Below are 19,655 nucleotides of genomic sequence, written 5' to 3'. Positions count from 1 at the left end.
ATATGTCCCTGGGCAGATTTTGAGGGAAAGGAAGCTCCACGTCGTGGATGCGCGTTCGGCAGCGCTGGTCCGCGCCAACTTCCGAGCGGTGATCGAGTCACCGAACGGACCCGAGCGGTTGATCAGTGCGTTTTATGGTCACCTGTTTGCGGAGAAGCCGCAGCTGCGGGAATTGTTCCCGCCCGCGATGGAGATGCAGGCCAAGCGGGTGGTGACCGCCATCCATTACGTGCTCGACAATCTCGAGGACTGGGAGCGGGCCCAGAGGTTCCTGGAACAGTTGGCGCGCGATCACCGCAAGTACGGTGTCATCGCCGCGCACTACGACATCGCGGGGCGAGCGCTGCTGGCCGCCTTCCGGGTCTTCAACGGTCCGATGTGGAATCGCGCGCTCGAGGAGGGCTGGCGCGATATCACCATCCTCATCTCCGCCTCCATGGCCATCGGCGCCAATTCCGACAAATCGCAGCCGTACTGGGATGCGACCGTGGTCGGCCATCGCCGGGTGCTCGAGGACCTGGCCATCGTGCGGCTGCAGACAGACAGCCCGATTCCGTATCAGGCCGGGCAGTACGTACCGATCTCGCTGCCCCAGCGCCCCAAGATGTGGCGCTATCTCTCGCCCGCGATTCCCGCGAATCCCTACGGCGAGATCGAATTCCACGTGCGCAAGATCCGCGGCGGTTGGGTGAGCCCGGCCGTCGTCAACGAGACCAGGGTCGGCGATCGGTGGATGATCGCGGGTCCGCTCGGCGGTCTGCACATCGATCGCGACAGCGGCCGTGACGTGCTGCTGATCGGTGCAGGCACCGGCATCGCCCCGCTGCGCGCGCAGCTGATCGAGATGGGTCAGCGCGGGATCAATCCGCGCGTGCACTTCTTCATCGGCGGTCGCTACCCCTGCGATCTGTACGACGTGGAGAATATGTGGCAGCTCTCGCAGAGCAATCCGTGGCTCACCGTGGTCCCGGTCTGCGAGCAGAAGACCAACCCGTGGTGGTATCCGCATCCACCACAGGACGAGCCGTATGGCATGCACCGCCGCCTGATCGGAAATCTGGGCGCGGTCGTCGCCAGCTTCGGTTCATGGTCCGACCGGCAGATCCAGATCGCCGGTTCGGCCCGCATGATCGCCGACACCCGCCGCGCACTGATGGCGGTGGGCACCCCCGAGTCGGTAATCAGCTCAGATCCCGTGTGAGAGAAGTAATGACAATTGATCCGAGCCCGCACGGCAATGGTGCGGCGCCCGAATGGAAGTCGACCGTCGTCGGTCATCACCGGCTGCGCCACGACATCGCGGTTATCCGTCTGATCGGTGAGTACGTCCCGTTTCTCGCGGGACAGTCGGTCGAGGTCCGGGTGCCGCAGCATCCGGGGATGCGACGTCGGCTCTCGCCCGCGCTGCCGCCGTCGCTGGACGGCAAGCTGGAATTCCACGTGCGCACGGTGCCGGGCGGCTGGTGCAGCGGCAGTATCGTCGCCGACACCCACGCGGGCGACGAATGGCAGATCAGCGCTCCCCTCGGCACTCTCGCCGTCGACCCGTACGGCGACGAGGTGGTGATGATCGCGGGCGGCACCGGGCTGGCCCCGATGCGCTCCCAGATTCTCGATCTCGCCCGTCACGAGGATCCGCCGCCCACCTACCTGTTCGTGGGCGGGCGCTCCCCGCGCGACCTCTACGCCGATGACATGCTGTTCCTGCTCTCGAACGAATTGCCTTGGCTCACGGTGATTCCCGTGATCGAGGGTCCGGAGGATCCCGGCTGGGTCGACGAATGGTACGAGCAGTCGCGCGTGGATATCGGCTTCCCGCTCGACGATATGCTCTTCGGCACGCTCGCCGATGTCGTCGGTTCACACGGCGCATTCGACCACCATCAGGTGCTTGTCTGCGGTTCACCCAATATGGTCCGCGTAACTCTGGATCGGCTTGTCGAGACCGGAACTCCTGCTCCGGCAATACAATTCGAGGGGCTTTGATCGACGGCCCGACCACCACGGAGCGAATCTTACGAGCGAGGTTCGCCAGGGGTCGCGAACACGCTGCGCCGCAATCAGACAGAGCCCGCGAACCTGCCGCACCGAAGGCGCTGCAATCAACGCCACAGCACGCGGCACCCGATCAGGGGCTGTTCAAGCACTGGTCCCCCGTCCGGAGCGAGTCTTACGAGCGAGGAGTTCGCGGCCCGTCTCGCGTCCGCGCCGAAGGCGCGGCCATCGAACACAGCCGAGTCGTCGAAGCGCATACGACGCAGTCGTATGTCTCGACGGCGCCGCTAGCGACTGCTTGCAGGTCGCTCGAAAGGGTCGGACGCGAGACACCAGGGGGCCGCGAACACGCCGCGGCCACGCGGCCAAAGATCGAGCACACGCCGCGCCGAAGGCGCGGCCAATCAAAACAGCGGATCGTGGCGGATGTTCTTGGTCTGCGTTCCGGCGGCCATCAAGCGGAACTTGGTGGTCTGCACCATCGAGGGTGATCCGACGATCTGCACATCCCGGTCGGACCAGGAGCCGTAGCTCGCGACGACCTTGCCGATCTGGCCGGTCATCCGGGCTTCCAGTCCCGGCCAGGTGTGCTCCGGGTCGCCGGAATCCAGGTACCACCAAGGGTTTTCATCGCTCTCGGTGACCGGCGTGACGGTGAGCCATTTATTGGCGGTGGCCAGTTGGCTCAGGATCTCCAGATCGTAGAGGTCACACGGGTGGTGGCCGCCGACGAACAGATGCACCCGCGGATTGACGCGCCGTTGTGCCATCGCCATGAGCTGGGCGCGCAGGGGTGCGATGCCGGTACCGCAGCCGACCATCAGCATTTTGCGTTTCACATTGCGCGGCACGCCGAGTCCACCGAGCGGTGAACCGAGCAGCCACTGGTCACCGATATTGGTGTGGCCGACGATGGCCGGACTGACCCAGCCGCCGAGCACCCCGCGGATGTGGAATTCGATCTCCCCGTTCGCATTCGCGGGCACCGCCGGGGACAGATAGCGCCACATGCGCGGCCGGGCCGGGATCTGCACGCTGATGTACTGGCCGGCGGCATATTGCATCGGCTGATTCAATTGCAGCCGCACCACGGCGAGATTGCGCAGGACCTCGCGGCGCTCGACGACGGTCCCGCTCCAGACCGGCGGCGCCGATTCCTGTTCGGCCGCGCCGATCATGGTGTCGCCGATGATCTTCAGGCCCTCGTCCCAGGCCCGGTCGACCTCGTCGGTCCACATCTCGGTGCCGGCGAAGATCCGCATCGCGGACTTCAACGAGGTCGCCACGGCGGTGTAATGCGCGGCCTGCACCCCGTACTTGCGGTGATCGCGCCCGAGTTGGGCGAGGAATGGCAATAACTTATTCGGCTCCTCGAGCCGATCCAGCGCGTAGGAGATGGCCTTGACCAATCTGTCACGCTGGGAATCCATCGCTGCGGGGAAGAAATCCCGGACGGCGGGATAGTCCGTGAACAGAATTGCGTAGAACGAACTGGCCAGCTTGGCCGGACCCCCCTCCTCTGCAGCAACCGCCTTGAACGTTGTTCTTATCAAAGCGACGGTCCGCGAGTCCATTTGTGTCACAACCCCTTTTGCACTCGAACACAAACCCGTGCCGGCGAGTGAGGTGCTGCGGGACACTCGACAGCAGCCGATGCGTAACGAGTGTAGGCGAGGTTTGCCAGCCGCGGTATCAGTCGCATAAACATCACGTATGTAATTCCCCCGAAACGAGGAACCGCACTACGAAAACCCTTGAAAACAAACCGAAAGAACGAACACGACGGCGAAATCCGTCATATATTCACCGAATTCGGATGGCCCGGTTTGCAAGATTCATCCCATCCGGTATCTCGGAGCGATCGCGCGGCAACCCGCCATCCCGGACCACCCATCCGGCTCGAGCAAACCGCAGGCGTCGGCCGACCTGGCGACCGACGGAATCGGCGGCGCGATCCGGCACATTGTTTGCCGAAGCAAGGGCCACAGCAAACTTCGCAGCTCGGCACATCGTTGGCAACCCTGCCGAACCACATGCCGACACCCACGAGGGGCTGAACCGGTTGTCGGGTAATGAAACCCGATTCCGGAGTTTGCTCGAGCGCTGCCGGCGGTTATTCGGGTCCGCAACCCTATTCGGCGTCGCGAAATAACGCATTCACTTATCGGCACGAAATGACAAAAGGCTCCGGGCTCGGCCGAAACCGAATCCCGGAGCCTTTCGCGGTTGTCAGCGCCTATTGCGCGGCTTCCACACCACCAGTGCGGTACTGCGTTGCGGCGGCGCGAGATCGGGGCGATACCCCGTGCGCAGCCGATCCAGCTCGGCCGACATCTCGGCGACGCGCTGTTGCAGTTCCTCGACCTGATTGGTGAGTTCGATGATGCGCTTGACGCCCGCCAGGTTGACCCCCTCGTCCTGGGATAGCCGCTGCACCTCGCGGAGCAGTTCGACGTCCCGTGCCGAATAACGTCGACCGCCACCCGAAGTCCGTTGCGGCGTAACCAGTCCGAGGCGGTCATACGTGCGCAGTGTCTGCGCGTGCATCCCCGCCAACTGGGCCGCCACGGAGATCATGAAGAACTCCGCCCGCGACGCCCCGCCGGACGCCTGCTTCGGATTATCGGACATCACGCACCTGCCCATCCCGCACGTGGATCGAACCCGCTGGTCTTCTCTGCCTCCGCGTAGCGCTTGAGCGCCTCGGCGGCATTGTCGTCCAGCTTCTGCGGCACGGCCACCTTGACGGTGACGAGCAGATCGCCCGCCCCGCCTGCGGGACCGCGCTTGGGCACGCCCCGGCCGCGCACCCGCAGGATGCGACCGTCCGCGGTACCCGGAGGCACCTTGACACCGACGCGCCCTTCCAGCGTGGGCACGGAAACCGTTGTGCCCAGCACCAATTCACTGTAACTGACCGGCAGCACCAGGGTCAGGTCGTCGCCGTTGCGGCCGAAGACCTTGTCCTGGCTGACGTGCACGGTCACATAGAGGTCACCCGAGGGCGCACCACGCAGTCCGGCCTCGCCCTGTCCGGCCAGCCGGATCTTCTGCCCATCGCTGACACCGGGGGGAATCCGCACCGTGATGGTGCGGGTCCGATTCTGGATGCCGCTGCCGTGGCAATCGACGCACGGATCGTCGATGATCGAACCGCTACCACGGCATTCGTCGCACGGCTCGCTGAAGCCGAACGCGCCCTGGTTGCGGCTGATCACGCCGTTGCCATTGCAGACGGGGCAGACTCGCGGGCTGGTCCCCGGCTTGGCGCCGCTGCCGTGACAGGTCGTACACGGCGACGGACTCGTCATCCGCAGCGGAACCGTGACACCCTGTGCGGCCTCGCGGAAGCCGAGGGTCGTCTCGGTCTCCACATCGGCGCCGCGGCGCGGACGGCTCGCGGTGCGCGCGCCGCCCCGGTTGAACAGGCCGCCGAGCAGGTCACCGAGGCCACCGTCGCCGGCACTCGCCTGGCCGAAGATGTCCCCGATATTGAAGTCCTGCGAAAAGCCGCCGCCCGCACCGGGAGTGAAGCCACCGCGCCCGTATCCGCCACCGGCGAACAGCTTTCGGGTCTCGTCGTATTCCTTGCGCTTGGCCGAATCCGACAGCACGGCATGCGCCTCGCTGACGGATTTGAACCGCTCCTCGGCCTTGGTATCGCCGGGATTGGCATCCGGATGCAGGTCACGGGCGAGCTTGCGGTACGCCTTCTTGATCTCGTCCTGCGAGGCGCTGGAGGAGACACCCAGCTCCTTGTAGAAGTCCTTTTCGATCCACTCCCGTTGGCTCACCGGGCATCTCCTCCTCTCGGGTTCCTATTGGTTGTTCGCATTGGCATCAGCATCCGATGCCTCTTCTTCGACCAGATCGGCCACGCCATCGGTTACCCCGACGAGCGCGTGCCGAAGCACTCGATCGCCGAACCGATAGCCCTTGCGCATGACAAGGCCGATTACCGGATCGTGTCCGGAGCCCTCGTGCTGCACGGCTTCGTGCAGGGTCGGGTCGAAAGGCTCACCCTCCGTACCGAATTCCTGCAGCCCCTGCTTGTGCAGCGCGTCGGCGAGCTTATCCGCGACCGACTTGAGTGGTCCGGCATCGAGATCGCCGTGCGCCCGCGCACGATCGAGATCGTCGAGTACACCGAGCAATTCGGAGACCACGGCCGCCTTGGCCGAATCGATGGTGGCCTGGCGGTCCCGCTCGACCCGACGCCGGTAGTTGGCGTATTCGGCGGTCAGCCGCTGCAAGTCGGCGGTGCGCTCGGCCAGTTCCTTGGTGATGGCCTCGGCCAGGATCTCGGCGCCCTCATCGGAACCGATGACGGGTTCGGTGCCGTTCCCGGCTTCGGGACCGGGCCCGGCGGCAGACTGTTCCGCCGCCGGTTCCCGGATCTCACCGGCCTGCGCCGTCTGGTCGCTCCGCGGGCTCCGCTCCTGCGGATCGATCTTGCGATTGTCGACGAAGGTGATCGGCTCCTGTTCGGAGTTTCCGTCGCTCACTTCTTCTCCGTGTCGACCGGCTCGTCAACGACCTCGGCATCCACGACCTGGTCATCGCTTGCGGAACTCGACGCGCCGTTGCCGGACGCGGCCTGGTCGGCGGCCGATGCCTCGTAGATCGCCTGACCCAGCGCCTGCGACTCGGTCGCGAGCTTCTCCACCGCGGACTTCACGGCCGCGATATCGGTGCCCTTGAGCGCCTCGTTGGCCTCGGCGATGGCCGCCTCGACCTTGGTCTTGACGTCCGCGGGGACCTTGTCCTCGTTCTCCTTGATGAACTTCTCGGTCTGGTGCACCAGCGACTCGGCCTGGTTGCGGGTCTCGGCCTCCTCGCGGCGGGCCTTGTCCTCGGCGGCGTGCGCCTCGGCGTCCTTGACCATCCGGTCGATCTCCTCCTTGGACAGGCCCGAGCCGTCCTGGATCTTGATCGTGTTCTCCTTGCCGGTGCCCTTGTCCTTGGCGGTCACGTGCACGATGCCGTTGGCGTCGATGTCGAAGGTGACCTCGATCTGCGGCACACCACGCGGGGCCGGCGGGATGCCGGTCAGCTCGAAGGAGCCGAGCAGCTTGTTGTGCGAGGCGATCTCGCGCTCACCCTGGAACACCTGGATCTGCACCGACGGCTGGTTGTCGTCGGCCGTGGTGAAGGTCTCCGAGCGCTTGGTCGGGATGGTGGTGTTGCGCTCGATGAGCTTGGTCATCACGCCGCCCTTGGTCTCGATACCCAGCGACAGCGGGGTGACATCGAGCAGCAGGACGTCCTTGACCTCACCCTTGAGCACACCGGCCTGCAGGGCGGCGCCGACGGCGACGACCTCGTCCGGGTTCACGCCCTTGTTGGGCTCCTTGCCGCCGGTCAGCTCGCGGACCAGGTCCGAGACGGCGGGCATACGGGTCGAGCCACCGACGAGCACGACATGGTCGATATCGGCGACATTGATGCCTGCGTCCTTGATCACGGACTGGAACGGCGCGCGGGTGCGGTCGAGCAGGTCCGAGGTGATCTTCTGGAATTCGGCGCGGGTCAGCTGCTCGTCGAGGAACAGCGGGTTCTTGTCGGCGTCGACGGTGATGTAGGGCAGGTTGATCGAGGTGCTCTGGCTCGAGCTCAGCTCGATCTTGGCCTTCTCGGACGCCTCACGCAGGCGCTGCATGGCCATCTTGTCCTTGGTCAGGTCGATGCCCGCGCTGGCCTTGAACTTGTCGACCAGCCAGCTGACGACACGCTCGTCCCAGTCGTCACCACCGAGGTGGTTGTCGCCGGAGGTGGCGCGGACCTCGACGACGCCCTCGCCGATTTCCAGCAGCGAGACGTCGAAGGTGCCGCCACCGAGGTCGAAGACCAGGATGGTCTGTTCCTTGTCGCCCTTGTCCAGGCCGTACGCGAGTGCGGCCGCGGTGGGCTCGTTGACGATGCGCAGCACGTTCAGACCGGCGATCTGACCGGCCTCCTTGGTGGCCTGGCGCTGCGAGTCCTCGAAGTACGCGGGCACGGTGATGACCGCGTCGGTGATCTCCTCGCCCAGGTAGGACTCGGCGTCACGCTTCAGCTTCATCAGCACGCGCGCGCTGATCTCCTGCGCGGTGTACTTCTTGTCGTCGATGGCCACCGACCAATCGGTGCCGATGTGGCGCTTGACCGAGCGGATGGTGCGGTCGACATTGGTGACCGCCTGGTTCTTGGCGGGCTGACCCGTCAGAACCTCTCCGTTCTTGGCGAACGCGACGATCGATGGGGTGGTGCGCGATCCTTCAGAGTTCGCGACAACGACCGGCTCGCCGCCTTCGAGAACGGCGACGACCGAGTTCGTGGTCCCGAGGTCGATTCCGACCGCACGAGCCATGGTGGTTCCTCCTAGTTGACGTAACTTCTTGTGTCGGTGCTGGGTAATCGCGGTTTTCGGGCGATCTGCCCGCTCTGCGACATCCGCCCGGGTCAACCGGGTCGGGTGCCACGAGACCTCGCCCCAAGCACCTCACGGAGCACGGTCCCAGCAACGCTGAGCGTGGTCGGCTCAATCCTGCACCCATTCGACACCGGGCGTCAACTGAAACTTGAGCCGAACACACTCAACACTGTCGATGAGCTCAACCGACGGCCCACGCGGTTCTATTCCCGATGCCCCGATTCCGTCCACCCCGGGGCACCTGAAGCGGGTTGCCCGTGGATCCGGTGGTCCACGAGGATGGCGGTGACGGCGGTGTCGAGCGCCGTCGATCCGCCGAGAGGAGTGGATGTGCCGACGAAGACGCGGTCCTGGTGGGGCTGGGGCAATATCGAGGACGCGGTCGTCGGCGCGGAGCGGGACGCACTGACGGCGCGGGTCGCGGCGATTCTGCCCGGTGCGGATCTCTCACCACACGAACCGCCGTCGGTCGAATCGCTCGGGCTGCCCGAACCGCGGGTGAGCGCGCCGGATTCGCTCGCCGAGCTGGTGTCGACGGATCCGGCCGATCGGGCGGCGCACGCGCACGGTCAGGCGTTTCGCGATGTGGTGCGCAATCTGCTCGGTGAGGTGCGCAATGTGCCGGATCTGATCGTTCGGCCGCGCACGGAGGGCGAGATCGTCGACGTGCTCGACTGGGCGACCGGGGCGAATATCGCGGTAATCCCGTTCGGGGGTGGAACTTCCGTGGTCGGCGGGGTCGAGCCGAGGTTGCCCGCACGGTCGACCGGATTCGCGGGGGCGATCAGTCTGGACCTCGGTCGGCTCGATCGGGTGCTGGAGATCGATCGCACCAGCCGGGCGGCGCGAATTCAGGCCGGAGTCTTCGGTCCGGCACTGGAGGATCAACTGCGCGGCGCGAATCTGACCCTGCGGCATTTTCCGCAGTCTTTCGAATTCTCCACACTCGGCGGCTGGCTGGCCACCAGGGCCGGTGGACATTTCGCGACGCTGTACACCCATATCGATGACCTGGTCGAGTCGATGCGAGTGGTAACCCCGACGGGCACAAGCGAATCGAGGCGGCTGCCCGGATCGGGTGCTGGGCCGTCACCGGATCGGATGTTCCTCGGATCCGAGGGCACACTGGGAATAATCACCGAGGCGTGGATGCGCTTGCAGGACCGGCCGCGTTGGCGCGCAACGGCTTCCGTGCACTTCGACGACTACGCCCAGGCCGTGGCGGCGACCAAGGCCGTCGCGCAGTCCGGCCTCTTCCCGACCAATTGCCGGCTGCTCGATCCGGCCGAGGCATTTCTCAATGCCGGTGCCGCGACGAGGGGCGGTGTGCTGGTGCTCGGATTCGAATCCGCCGATCACCCCACGCGCACCTGGATGGAACGCGCACTCGACCTGGCCGCCGACCACGGCGGCACCCTTCCCGAACCCGCGCGCTACACCGAATCGACCGAGCACAAGGGAGGTTCGGGCGCGGCCGACACCTGGCGTTCGTCTTTCCTGCGGATGCCCTATCAGCGCGACGCCCTCGCGGCCCGTTCGATGATCACCGAAACCTTCGAAACCGCCTGCACCTGGGACAAATTCGACAATCTGAAGGCAGCGGTGACCGAGGCCGCGAATGCGGCCATCCGATCTGTCGGCGCCACCGGCGTGGTGACCTGCCGCTTCACCCATGTGTATCCGGACGGTCCGGCACCTTACTTCGGAATCTACGCCGCAGGTCGCTGGGGCAGTACGATCGCGCAGTGGGATGACATCAAAGCCGCCGTCTCCGAGGCACTCTCGGCCGCGGGCGGGACCATCACCCACCATCATGCGGTGGGCCGAGACCATCGGCCCTGGTACGACCGCCAGCGCCCCGACCCGTTCGCGAATGCGTTACGGGCAGCCAAGTCCGCGCTGGATCCGGCCGGAATCCTCAATCCCGGCGTGCTGATCTGAGCTCAGCACTTGTCCACCGGGCGGGACAGGCCCGGGTGAATGCCCGGGATGAGTCCGTTCGCCGCCGCGGTGCGCTGCAGAAGGCCGACCAGGGTGGCGCGCTCGCCGGGTTCGAGCGCCGCCGTGACATCGGCATCCAATCCGGTCACGATCGTCTCGGCCCGGGTGAGCAGCTCGTGCGCCGCCGGAAGTAGATACACCGCGTGTGCGCGCCGGTCGGTCGGATGTTTGCGTCGCTCGACGAGTCCGCGCTTCTCCAGTTCGTCCACCAGCCCGACCATCACATTGCGGTGGATCCGCTGCGCCTCGCACAGCTGCTGCTGTGATTGGCCATCGTTGGCACTCAATATTCGCAGCGTGCCGTAGTGGCGCGGGCTGATGCCGAGCGGCGCGAGCAGGTCGGTGAAGCGCGCAGCGACATGGAACCCGAGCTGTCCGAGCAGGAAGGCGGGGTGCTCGGACAGCGGCACGAAGGTCGGTTCGGTCACGCACCGAGCATACCCCGGTCAATGCACTCTTAGTGATTGCACACTTGATTGATAATCACTTCATGTGCATAGTTTGAGATGTCGTCCTACTCCACCGATTCGAAAAGAGCCTTCTCGTGGATACCGACATCTCTCCGGGCGCAGACGCGCCACTCGACCCGCGCCGCTGGATCGCCTTCGCGGTCGTGCTTGCCGCGGGGTTCATGGATCTACTCGACGTCACCATCGTCAATGTCGCGGTACCGAGCATCCAGACCGATCTGGGCGCCCAGTATTCGCAGATCGAATGGATCATCGCGGCGTATGTGCTCGCCTTCGCCGCGGTGCTCATCACCGGCGGCCGACTCGGCGATATCTACGGCCGCAAGCGGATCTTCCTGATCGGCATGACCGGATTTACGCTGGCCTCGGCCGCGTGCGGCTTCAGCTCGGATCCGACCATGCTGATCACCTCCCGGTTCGTCCAGGGCGCGATGGCCGCGCTGATGGTGCCGCAGATCCTCGCCATCATCCGGGCCACCTTCCCGCAGGAAGAGCGCGCCAAGGCCATCGCGATCTACAGCGGTGTCGGCGGCTCGGCCTCCGCGGTCGGCCTGTCACTCGGCGGACTGCTGGTGCAATGGAATCTGTTCGATCTGGACTGGCGGCCGATCTTCCTGGTCAATGTGCCGGTCGGGATCGCGGCGCTGATCGCCGCGACCATCGTCATGCGGGATTCCCGCTCGCCAGCTACGCCGCGGCTGGATCCCATCGGCATGGCGCTGGCGATCTCCACGGTGCTGCTGCTGGCCTATCCGCTCACCGAGGGCCGCCGATTGGGTTGGCCCGCATGGACTTTCGTCATGATGGCGAGCGCCGCGGTGGTCTTCGGCGCATTCGTCGTCTTCGAGCGGCGGCGGGCGCGCACCGTCGGATCCCCGCTGATCGATCTGGAGCTGTTCCGGTCCCGCCCGTTCACCGTCGGCCTCGCGAGCTGGCTGCTGTTCTGGATCGGGCTCGGCGGGTTCTTCCTGATCTGGACGCTGTTCATGCAAGCCGGGCTGGGCTGGTCGGCAATGCGGGCCGGGCTCACCGCAGTCTTCTTCGCGGTCGGCGCGGGCATCGGGGCCGGAGTTTCGGTGAGTGTGCTCGCGCCGCGGTTCGGGCGCATCGTGCTGGTCGCCGGTGGTGTGGTGAATGCCGGTGGATTCGCGCTGTACGGGTGGCTGGCCGCCCATTACGGTGCGTCGATCGCGTCATGGCAGATGGTGATTCCGCTGATCGTCACCGGTGTCGGATTCGGCATGGTGGTCGCGCCGACCATCGACCTGCTACTCGGTCAGGTGCCCGCACGTGAGGCGGGGGCGGCGTCCGGACTGCTCAATACCGGACAGCAGCTCGGCACCGCGCTCGGTGTCGCATTGGTCGGCGTGGTCTTCTTCGGTCAGCTGGACCATGATTCGACGCGCGGAGTCGAGGCGGTCACGCCGCAGGTGCGCACCGAACTCTCGACGATCGGCCTTCCCGAACCCGCACAGGACCAGATCATCGCGAATTTCCTTGCCTGCGTTCATGATCGGTCGGCACAGGTGGATCCGACGGCGGTCCCGGCCAGTTGCCAGAGCTCCGCTGCGGGCAATTACGCTGTGGCACAGGTGCTCACCGATGCGGGCGAACGGGCCAATGCGGTGAATTTCGCCAACACCTTCCGCTACACGCTGTGGTACGGCATCGGCCTACTGGCCGTCATGTGCCTCGGCTTCCTCGTGCTCCCCAGGGATGCACGGCTCGAGCAGCACGAAATCGACGATCCTCTGGAACTGGTACCGACAGGAGTTTGAGTTGAAAGTACTTGCCGTCGGACGCGAACAAGCCGTCGTCGACACCGCCACCGAATTGTTGCGGGCCAAGGGTTATACCGCCGTCGGTACCGTCGCCGACGCCGAGGCGCTGCGGGTGCTCGATACCGGTGAGATCACCGATCTGATCATCGGTGGTGGCGTTGAACCGAATTCGCGTGCGGCACTGAAGCGGAAAGCGGCCGACCGGCATGTCACCGTGCACGAGGCCAAGCGTGGCGGTCGCGGTATCGAGGATTATCTGAACGAGGTTGTCATTCCGACGCTGGAGCATCAGTAGTAGCCAAACGGCGGTTCCCGCACCCCCGCGGGAACCGCCGTCCTAGGCCAGACCCTCATTTCCGCTGCATCTTATATGTGCGCAGTAGGGTGGCGTGGGGAGGCTTCGGCCGCCTCACCGCGCGCCGCCGATCCGAGGAGTTCGTTATGAGGGCCGCCGTCGTCACCAATACCAAGTTTTCGGTGGAGGAATTGCCGACACCGACGCCCGGGCGCGGGCAGGTGCTGATCAATGTGTCGCGGTGCGGCATCTGCGGGTCCGATCTGCATGCCCGCACCCATGCAGACGAGATGGCCGAGCTGGCCGCACGCACCGGATACGACCAATTCATGCGTGCGGAGCAGAGCGTGGTGCTCGGGCACGAATTCAGTGGCGAGATAGTCGATTACGGGCCGGGCTGCCGCAAACGCTGGCGCACGGGTACGCCGGTGGTGGCACTGCCGATCGTGCGCCACGACGGCGCACCGCAGCTGACCGGACTCTCGACGGCCGCGCCCGGCGCGTATGCCGAGCAGGTGGTGGTGCAGGAATCCATGACAATGCCGATCCCGAACGGACTTTCAGCCGAACATGCCGCACTCACCGAACCGATGGCCGTCGCCTGGCACGCGGTACGCAAGGGGCGAGTCGGCAAAGGGCAGACCGCATTCGTAATCGGCTGCGGCCCCATCGGTTTGGCCGTTATCAGCATGCTGAAGGCGGCTGGCGTGCGCACGATCGTCGCCAGTGATTTCTCGCCGCGCCGCCGCGAACTCGCCGTCGGCTGCGGCGCCGATATCGTCGTCGATCCCGCGACCGAATCCCCGTGGGAGGCGGCGCCGAAGCGCAGGCAGATCAATGGTGTCACCGATATTCTCAGCCTCGGTTTCGACACCATGGAACGGCTGCGCCGCATCCCGAATCTGCCCTGGTGGTACGTATTCCGGCTGGCGCACTCGCTCGATGCGGGTCCGGCGGGTCCGGTGATCTTCGAATGCGTCGGTGTGCCGGGGATTATCGATCAGATCCTCGCGGCCGCACCGCCGCTGTCGCGCGTTGTCGTGGTCGGCGTCTGTATGGAGACCGACCGCTTCCAACCGGCGATGGCCATCAACAAGGAAATCGAACTTCGCTTCGCCTTCGGCTACGACCCGGGTGAATTCCGCGACACGCTGCATATGATCGCCGACGGAAAGGTCGATCCGGCCCGCTTGATCACCGGAACCGTCGGGCTGGACGGTATCGATAATGCATTCAGCGCGCTGGCCGATCCGGAGCAGCACGCGAAGATCCTGATCGACCCGGCCAGTACGGCGACGATGCCCTGACGCTCAGCCGAGGTGCCGGTCACGATCGGGCTGCCGATCGAGCCATGAGGGCGCCACGGTGTCCGGGTAGCTGAGCGCGGGCTGGCCGTGCTCGAGGTAGACGGCGTGGCCCTCCATGCGGGCCCGGAAGGCCTGCCAGACGCGGCGGCACAACTCGGGCCGGGCGAAGGTGTCCACGGTGTCGACACGGACCCACTGCCAGCGGTCCAGTTCGCTCGCCCGCAGTTGGATGGCCGATTCGTCGCCGAGTTCGCCGCAGTCGAAGATGTAGAGGATCGTGTCGCCCGCGGGTTTCTGTGCCCAGTCGTGCACGAGCAGGCGCTGCGGCGGGCGGTCGAGGCCGAGTTCTTCGCCGATCGCGCGGCGGCAGGCCGCTGCGGGCGATTCGGCGGGCCCGACAATGCCGCCCGGAATGTCCCAACCGCCCCGATCGACCGAATGGACAAGCAGCACGTCCTCGCCGCGCACGAATAGCGCCCCCGCAGCCAGTCTCACCTGGGCGAACGGTTTCGCGTCACGGTCCGACATCACCTCACGACCTTCCTTCGCCGGGTCCGGAAATACGCGGGTTCGGCGGAGTTGCCGCCGTTTGACCGCACCTGCTGCGACGATGGGCACGGTCTCTCCACTTCTACACCAGCAGCGCACATACGTCCTCGAACAGCTCGAGAAGGTGGGCTAAGCATGGCCGAGAAGATCTTCGACATCGTGTGGGATGCGATCGACGACATCCGAGGCGACGTCGAGAACATGCGGCTGCGGTCGCAGTTGATATTCGAACTGACCGACCGGATCGCGGCCCAGGGCTGGAGTCCGGACGCCGCCGCCGAGCACCTAGGCGTGACCGCCGCGCGGATCTCCGATCTGCTCGGCGGCCGAACGCAGCTGTTCAGCCTGGACGCGCTGGTCAACATGATCGCCGCGGCCGGTCTGCGGGTGCAGGTGCTGATCACCTGATCCTCAGGTGGCCGCGAGCACCTGATCGGCGATCTCACGGTCCAATGCGACCCGCACCAATGCCGCGGCCAGATCGGCGGTGTGGTTTTCGGGGGCCAGATCGGCCAGGCGGTCCGGATCCTTCGGAAGCCGGACGCGTTCGGCGCCGCGCAGCGCGCGTTCGTCGAAATGCGGACGGGCCCAGGTCCATACGTCCTGGACTTCGCGCAAGAAGATATCGCTGCCGGTCGGGCCGATGCCCTGGAATTGTTGCAGCAGTTCGGCGGCGCGGGTCGGCTCGTGCTCGGCTTCGTCGGCGAGTTTGCGCAGATCACCGCCGTAGCGGTCGAGCACGCGAGACGCGTTGGCACCCAAGCGTGACGCCGTACTTTCGTCGTAGCGCTTGTAATGGGCGCGCCCGAGTGCGTCGACGAGTTCCTGCCAGTCGGCGTCCGCGACCCGGTCCGGGGTTCGATATCCGGTTCTCACCAGCTCCTTGGCCGCGGCGACGGCGATATCGGCGGAGATCCGGGTGCTGAGCAATTCCGCGAGCATGAGCAGTTGGAACAGCGGAGCGGGTTTATCGGCCAGGGTGATGCCGGCCTCGGCCGCGTAGCCGGTGCCCGCCCGGTCCAGCAAAGCGTTCACCACATTCTTTTGAGTCATCGCACGCTCCTGGGTTCGATATCCGGGGCGTACCCAGGGGTCGCGGGTCCACACCTGCGACTACGCTGCGTAATCTTTCGCGGCGACCGTGCGGGCGACCTTCTGCGGAGCACCGCCGATCAGACCCCGCCACGGCAGATACGGCAGCAGACGGACATTGAGATTGCGCATGCGGATCATCGAATTGCGCGGCGGCGCATACCATTTGCCGACGCTCTCGGCGAAAGCCTGACAGGCCCGCACCATCGGCAGCATTTCCGCGCGATAGCGAGCGAAGGCGATGGTGTGATCACCCCCCACGGCGGCGAGCTCACCGGCCAGGATGTAGGTGCCGACCAGCGACAGGTCCGCGCCCTGACCGGATCTGCTCACTCCGGCAGCAGGCTGAGGGTGCCTTCGGCGCTGCGGGCTGCGGTGAGGCAGGCGGTGGTCGTGAACTGGTCGGCCAGGGGGTGGCGGGCGCGGGCACGCCATTTGCGCACGGCGGCCATGGCCTCGGCGCGCTGTATGGCGGAGTCGGTGCCGAACGGCAGGCCGAGTCGCAGATGCGGGGCGACGCCGGAACCGCCGATCAGTCGGTGTAGTTCGGCGAGATCCGGTGCGGGCAGGGCCAATTCATCGGTGCGCAGGCGGCCGAGGAGGCGGAGTTCGGCGAAACCGTGCACGTCGGCGAGCAGCGTGCGAACTCGGGGTAGCAGCTGGTCGGCGGGGGTACCGGGGTATGCGGTGAGGACGCGGGCCAGGGCGGTGAGGGCCGAGTGCGCCTTGAGTTGGTCGGCGCGCTGGCCGAATTGGACGTCGAGTACCGAGCGGAGTTCGTCCACACCGCTGCGGTTGGTCAATTCCGCTGCCAGCGAGGCGGAGTCGCGCACACCGAGACGGATCAGGGTGACCGCCATGCGAATTCCGAACAAGCCGAAACGTGCCGCTAACTGGGCGCGGAGTTCGGGCGGGACCGGGAGCGGAATATCGGGGCGGGCGAAGCGATCTGCCGAGAGCAGTGCGGCGCTCAGCTCGTCGACCGGCACCCGGGCCAGCGCCTCGAAGGCGGTGAATTCCTGCTGACGCAGGGTCGCCGCGGCGAATGCGAGCAGACCGGCGACCGGAATTACGGCCTGGCACAGTCCCGTTCGCTCCAACTCGCCCGCGAAACGTGCCGCGACGTCGCGCGCTGAATGCAGTGCGTCGATTCGGCCGGCCCCGATCTCGTCGGCACGCGAGACCACGCCGATAACACCTAGCGGCCCCGAAATACCCTGCGCACCAGCAGTTCCGGCACCGACCTGTTCGAGGAACCGGACATCGGCATCGTCGAGCCGACGCAGCAGATAGACCACAGCATCCGCGCCCGGAATCGAGACGGCCGCCATGTCGTCGGCGTCACCGGGCGTGAGCAGTCGCGCAGTTCGCAATGACACTTCCCGCGACAGCGACGATGTGCCCGGGGTGTCGATGATGGTGGTATTCGCCAGCGCGGCAGCGGGCCACTCGACCTCGAGGTGGTCCACCTCGCGGGGGCCCGGCGCATTCCAGTTCAGTCGTTCCAGGTCGAAGGTGAGCCCGTGCGTGCCGCTACCGCGGCGCACCACCACATTCGCCGTCGAGCCGTCCGGCGCGTAGGCCGTCACGCTCGGGGTCGAGCCGTTGCGGTACCAGGTGACCACGCGCGTGCATTCGGTCGCATCGGTCGGGGCGATGTCCTGGCCGACCAGGGAGTTGAGCAGAGTCGACTTGCCCGCCTTCAACGAACCCGCCAGCGCCACCCGCAGCGGTTGATCCAGGCGGCGGGCACAATCGGCCAGCAGCGCACGCGGTCGCGGCTCACGGGGAAATGCCTGCCTGGCCGCGGCGACCAGCTGATGCGCCTCGGCGACAATGCCGGGCGCCCGCCGAGCATCATGCCGGGTCACGTCTCTTCTCACGGGGTTACCGTACCGGCGGCCCCTTTCCGCGGCGCGGCGATGGCAGGTTGCATAGCATCCGCATAGCGTCGCAGCTCGGCGACCATGTGCAGCTGCCGATCGAGCACCGCGCAGCGCTCGGTCCGGCGGGCCGTTTCCATATTCGCCGCCTCCTGCGCGGCCCGCAGCGAATCGTCGATGGAGCGCAGGCTGCGTTCGGCGACGCCGGTGTAGTGATCGCGCAATGCCCGATGGATGCGGTGCAGGCGATCCTTGGATTCCTTGCCCGCCTGGAAGGCGACGTCATCGATGAAGCGCCGGATGGCGACCTTGGCCTCGTTGCGGCGCCGGGCCAGCCTGGCCTGCTTGTCATCGCGGAAAGCTTTGCCGCCCACCAGGACACCGGCACCGATGGAGATCGGATTGAGCATCGCCAGTCCGGCGAAGGTGGTCGCTAGCCCGACCATCAGCACGCCGCCGTAGGAACCCCGCATGCCGACCAGAATTTTGCTGCCGAAACCGATATCGGGCTCCAGATCGGCGAGGGTGCCCCCGCCTGCGCGGCTGTCCTCGGTGTGCAGGCCGGAGCTGACATCGGGCAGTTCGACCATGCCGATCTCGGTGAAATGCTCGGCGACCCGCTCGGCGAGTTCCACGGCGCGGGTATGCGTCCAGAGCAGGTTATCGCCGAGGGCGGTGTCGATATCGCCGGTGAGCCATTCGGCAATCCGATCCCAATGGCGGCCCGGATCGTGTTTGTCGATCCATTCCTCACCGGTTCGGGCGATCTCGCGCAGGCGCTCACGCAGATCGTGATCGACATCGCCGGCCAGATCGGTGATGCCATCGGAGAGGGTCAGCTGCCAGGCCGAGGTGCGCCGATGCAGATCCTCGGCGGTGGTCTTCGCGATCTGCAGCTCACGGACCGCCATCGCGCCCTGGCGGGGATCGCGCAGTGCGACCAGTTCACTGCCGAGCGCGAGCGCCAAATGCTCTGCGGCGGACTGGATATCGTGCGCCACCGCGAGCAGGGTGGCGGCCTGGTCGCGGGCCACGACCTGTTCGCGGAGGAACTGATACAGCACACCGAAGCCGGATTCGGCGCCGAGCTGCTGGTCCTGCAACAGCATCGCGTGCCTGCGCAGTACCGCGGAAACCGGGATGATCGGCACCTCGACTCGCGCTCGGCTCAGATGGCCTTCGTCGGCCTGATGCACCTGGCGCCAATGCGGATACAGATCGAGCTTGGTGAGCAGCAGTGCGGTGGTCGGGCACAGTTCGCGGACCTGCCGGAGGAAGGCCAGTTCCGGTTCGGTGAGTTCAGTGGAGGCGTCCGAGAGCACCAGGACCGCGTCGGCGGTCGCGACCAGGCCGAGTACACCTGCCGCATAACCACTTCCGTGACCGCCGACGCCCGGTGTGTCCACCAGGACGATGCCGTCGGCCAGCAGCGGATTCGGGAGCTGGATCTCGATGCGCAGCACTCGTCGGCCGTGTGCCTGCGGTGTACGGACGTTGATCATGCCGATCTCGTCGACCGGCAGTGGAACTCGCGCCTCCTCGGTTCCGCTCGGACCGGCCAGCACCAGTTCGGCATACGGTTCGGGACCGTGGGCAAGCAAGGTCGGGACAGCGGTGGTCGCGTCATCGCCGACCGGGCAGATCTCCAGATTCAACAGGGCATTGACGAAACAACTCTTGCCCTGACCGAGCTGTCCGACGATCACGATGCGGCGCCGCGGATCGCGGACCCGGTCGGCCGCCATTTCCAGGCGACCGACCAGATCATTGCGACCCGCGGCGCGCGCCGCGGCGATGGTTTCACCCAATACCGTCAGCAGCGGTACCGCGGGCGGTTGAGCATTGACTGCGGGTGTCCCCATCGAACCTC

Annotated in this window: 18 protein-coding genes; 7 read left to right on the top strand and 11 right to left on the bottom strand. The window is 66.1% G+C overall.

Annotated features, from left to right (window positions below; translation table 11 throughout):
- Positions 1-43 precede the first annotated feature (43 nt).
- Positions 44-1,201: an FAD-binding oxidoreductase gene (locus ACZ60G_RS31980; protein WP_465814886.1), complete on the top strand. Its 1,158-nt coding sequence runs from the start codon at positions 44-46 to the stop codon at positions 1,199-1,201.
- Between the two features lie 8 nt (positions 1,202-1,209).
- Entirely contained in the window at positions 1,210-1,986 is a 777-nt protein-coding gene (locus ACZ60G_RS31975) for an FAD-binding oxidoreductase (RefSeq protein ID WP_465814884.1), read from the top strand.
- 413 nt (positions 1,987-2,399) lie between these two features.
- Here ACZ60G_RS31975 and ACZ60G_RS31970 read toward each other — a convergent pair whose 3' ends face one another.
- From ACZ60G_RS31970 to dnaK, 5 genes are all read right to left on the bottom strand, one after another.
- Positions 2,400-3,569, bottom strand: a complete 1,170-nt coding sequence (locus ACZ60G_RS31970; protein ID WP_465814882.1) for an FAD-binding oxidoreductase — start codon at positions 3,567-3,569, stop codon at positions 2,400-2,402.
- 655 nt (positions 3,570-4,224) lie between these two features.
- Complete coding sequence (locus ACZ60G_RS31965) at positions 4,225-4,626, bottom strand: heat shock protein transcriptional repressor HspR (RefSeq protein ID WP_465814880.1); 402 nt, start codon at positions 4,624-4,626, stop codon at positions 4,225-4,227.
- Complete coding sequence (gene dnaJ / locus ACZ60G_RS31960; RefSeq protein WP_465814878.1) at positions 4,626-5,789, bottom strand: molecular chaperone DnaJ; 1,164 nt, start codon at positions 5,787-5,789, stop codon at positions 4,626-4,628. Before dnaJ ends, ACZ60G_RS31965 begins: the two co-directional genes overlap by 1 nt.
- Before the next feature lie 24 nt (positions 5,790-5,813).
- The gene (grpE, locus tag ACZ60G_RS31955) at positions 5,814-6,500 is read right to left on the bottom strand and encodes a nucleotide exchange factor GrpE (protein WP_387286561.1); all 687 of its coding nucleotides are present in this window, start codon (positions 6,498-6,500) and stop codon (positions 5,814-5,816) included.
- Positions 6,497-8,344: a molecular chaperone DnaK gene (gene dnaK / locus ACZ60G_RS31950; RefSeq protein WP_465814876.1), complete on the bottom strand. Its 1,848-nt coding sequence runs from the start codon at positions 8,342-8,344 to the stop codon at positions 6,497-6,499. Before dnaK ends, grpE begins: the two co-directional genes overlap by 4 nt.
- Positions 8,345-8,686: 342 nt before the next feature.
- On the opposite strand from dnaK, the gene ACZ60G_RS31945 reads away from it, so the two are divergent.
- Positions 8,687-10,348: an FAD-binding oxidoreductase gene (locus tag ACZ60G_RS31945; RefSeq protein WP_465814874.1), complete on the top strand. Its 1,662-nt coding sequence runs from the start codon at positions 8,687-8,689 to the stop codon at positions 10,346-10,348.
- A gap of 2 nt (positions 10,349-10,350) precedes the next feature.
- Here ACZ60G_RS31945 and ACZ60G_RS31940 read toward each other — a convergent pair whose 3' ends face one another.
- A complete protein-coding gene (locus tag ACZ60G_RS31940) occupies positions 10,351-10,836 on the bottom strand; it encodes a MarR family winged helix-turn-helix transcriptional regulator (RefSeq protein ID WP_465814872.1) in 486 nt (161 codons plus the stop codon).
- A gap of 116 nt (positions 10,837-10,952) precedes the next feature.
- Here ACZ60G_RS31940 and ACZ60G_RS31935 point away from each other — a divergent pair, with 116 nt between their 5' ends.
- From ACZ60G_RS31935 to ACZ60G_RS31925, 3 genes are all read left to right on the top strand, one after another.
- Positions 10,953-12,656: an MFS transporter gene (locus ACZ60G_RS31935; protein ID WP_465814870.1), complete on the top strand. Its 1,704-nt coding sequence runs from the start codon at positions 10,953-10,955 to the stop codon at positions 12,654-12,656.
- 1 nt (position 12,657) lies between these two features.
- Positions 12,658-12,954, top strand: coding sequence for a hypothetical protein (locus tag ACZ60G_RS31930; RefSeq protein ID WP_387286570.1), 297 nt, complete (start codon positions 12,658-12,660; stop codon positions 12,952-12,954).
- A 146-nt stretch (positions 12,955-13,100) separates the two neighbouring features.
- A complete protein-coding gene (locus tag ACZ60G_RS31925; RefSeq protein WP_465814868.1) occupies positions 13,101-14,261 on the top strand; it encodes a zinc-binding dehydrogenase in 1,161 nt (386 codons plus the stop codon).
- Positions 14,262-14,264: 3 nt separating this feature from the next.
- Here ACZ60G_RS31925 and ACZ60G_RS31920 read toward each other — a convergent pair whose 3' ends face one another.
- Positions 14,265-14,879, bottom strand: a complete 615-nt coding sequence (locus ACZ60G_RS31920; protein WP_465814866.1) for an NUDIX domain-containing protein — start codon at positions 14,877-14,879, stop codon at positions 14,265-14,267.
- Between the two features lie 66 nt (positions 14,880-14,945).
- Here ACZ60G_RS31920 and ACZ60G_RS31915 point away from each other — a divergent pair, with 66 nt between their 5' ends.
- On the top strand, positions 14,946-15,218 hold the full coding sequence (locus ACZ60G_RS31915) for a helix-turn-helix domain-containing protein (protein ID WP_063044829.1): 273 nt from the start codon (positions 14,946-14,948) through the stop codon (positions 15,216-15,218).
- A gap of 3 nt (positions 15,219-15,221) precedes the next feature.
- Here ACZ60G_RS31915 and ACZ60G_RS31910 read toward each other — a convergent pair whose 3' ends face one another.
- From ACZ60G_RS31910 to ACZ60G_RS31895, 4 genes are read right to left on the bottom strand one after another with little or no spacing between them, the layout of a single operon-like run.
- Positions 15,222-15,863 carry an HhH-GDP family DNA glycosylase gene (locus ACZ60G_RS31910; RefSeq protein ID WP_465814864.1) on the bottom strand — a complete coding sequence of 214 codons (642 nt, stop codon included), beginning with the start codon at positions 15,861-15,863 and terminating at the stop codon, positions 15,222-15,224.
- A 60-nt stretch (positions 15,864-15,923) separates the two neighbouring features.
- A complete protein-coding gene (locus ACZ60G_RS31905; RefSeq protein ID WP_465814862.1) occupies positions 15,924-16,235 on the bottom strand; it encodes a hypothetical protein in 312 nt (103 codons plus the stop codon).
- Entirely contained in the window at positions 16,232-17,785 is a 1,554-nt protein-coding gene (locus ACZ60G_RS31900; RefSeq protein ID WP_465814860.1) for a dynamin family protein, read from the bottom strand. Before ACZ60G_RS31900 ends, ACZ60G_RS31905 begins: the two co-directional genes overlap by 4 nt.
- Positions 17,782-19,647, bottom strand: coding sequence for a dynamin family protein (locus ACZ60G_RS31895; RefSeq protein WP_465814858.1), 1,866 nt, complete (start codon positions 19,645-19,647; stop codon positions 17,782-17,784). The genes ACZ60G_RS31900 and ACZ60G_RS31895 overlap by 4 nt, the downstream gene beginning before the upstream one ends.
- Positions 19,648-19,655 lie beyond the last annotated feature (8 nt).

This window comes from Nocardia sp. NPDC102475, from assembly GCF_055584605.1.
This window is presented reverse-complemented; position numbering and strand designations above follow the sequence as displayed.

Excerpts from the sequence above, each read along its gene's own strand:
- ACZ60G_RS31975 (WP_465814884.1), top strand. The coding sequence starts at position 1,210 with ATGACAATTGATCCGAGCCCGCACGGCAATGGTGCGGCGCCCGAATGG.
- ACZ60G_RS31925 (WP_465814868.1), top strand. The coding sequence starts at position 13,101 with ATGAGGGCCGCCGTCGTCACCAATACCAAGTTTTCGGTGGAGGAATTG.
- ACZ60G_RS31945 (WP_465814874.1), top strand. The coding sequence starts at position 8,687 with ATGGCGGTGACGGCGGTGTCGAGCGCCGTCGATCCGCCGAGAGGAGTG.
- dnaK (WP_465814876.1), bottom strand. The coding sequence starts at position 8,344 with ATGGCTCGTGCGGTCGGAATCGACCTCGGGACCACGAACTCGGTCGTC.
- ACZ60G_RS31915 (WP_063044829.1), top strand. The coding sequence starts at position 14,946 with ATGGCCGAGAAGATCTTCGACATCGTGTGGGATGCGATCGACGACATC.
- ACZ60G_RS31895 (WP_465814858.1), bottom strand. The coding sequence starts at position 19,647 with ATGGGGACACCCGCAGTCAATGCTCAACCGCCCGCGGTACCGCTGCTG.
- ACZ60G_RS31910 (WP_465814864.1), bottom strand. The coding sequence starts at position 15,863 with ATGACTCAAAAGAATGTGGTGAACGCTTTGCTGGACCGGGCGGGCACC.
- ACZ60G_RS31970 (WP_465814882.1), bottom strand. The coding sequence starts at position 3,569 with ATGGACTCGCGGACCGTCGCTTTGATAAGAACAACGTTCAAGGCGGTT.
- ACZ60G_RS31965 (WP_465814880.1), bottom strand. The coding sequence starts at position 4,626 with ATGTCCGATAATCCGAAGCAGGCGTCCGGCGGGGCGTCGCGGGCGGAG.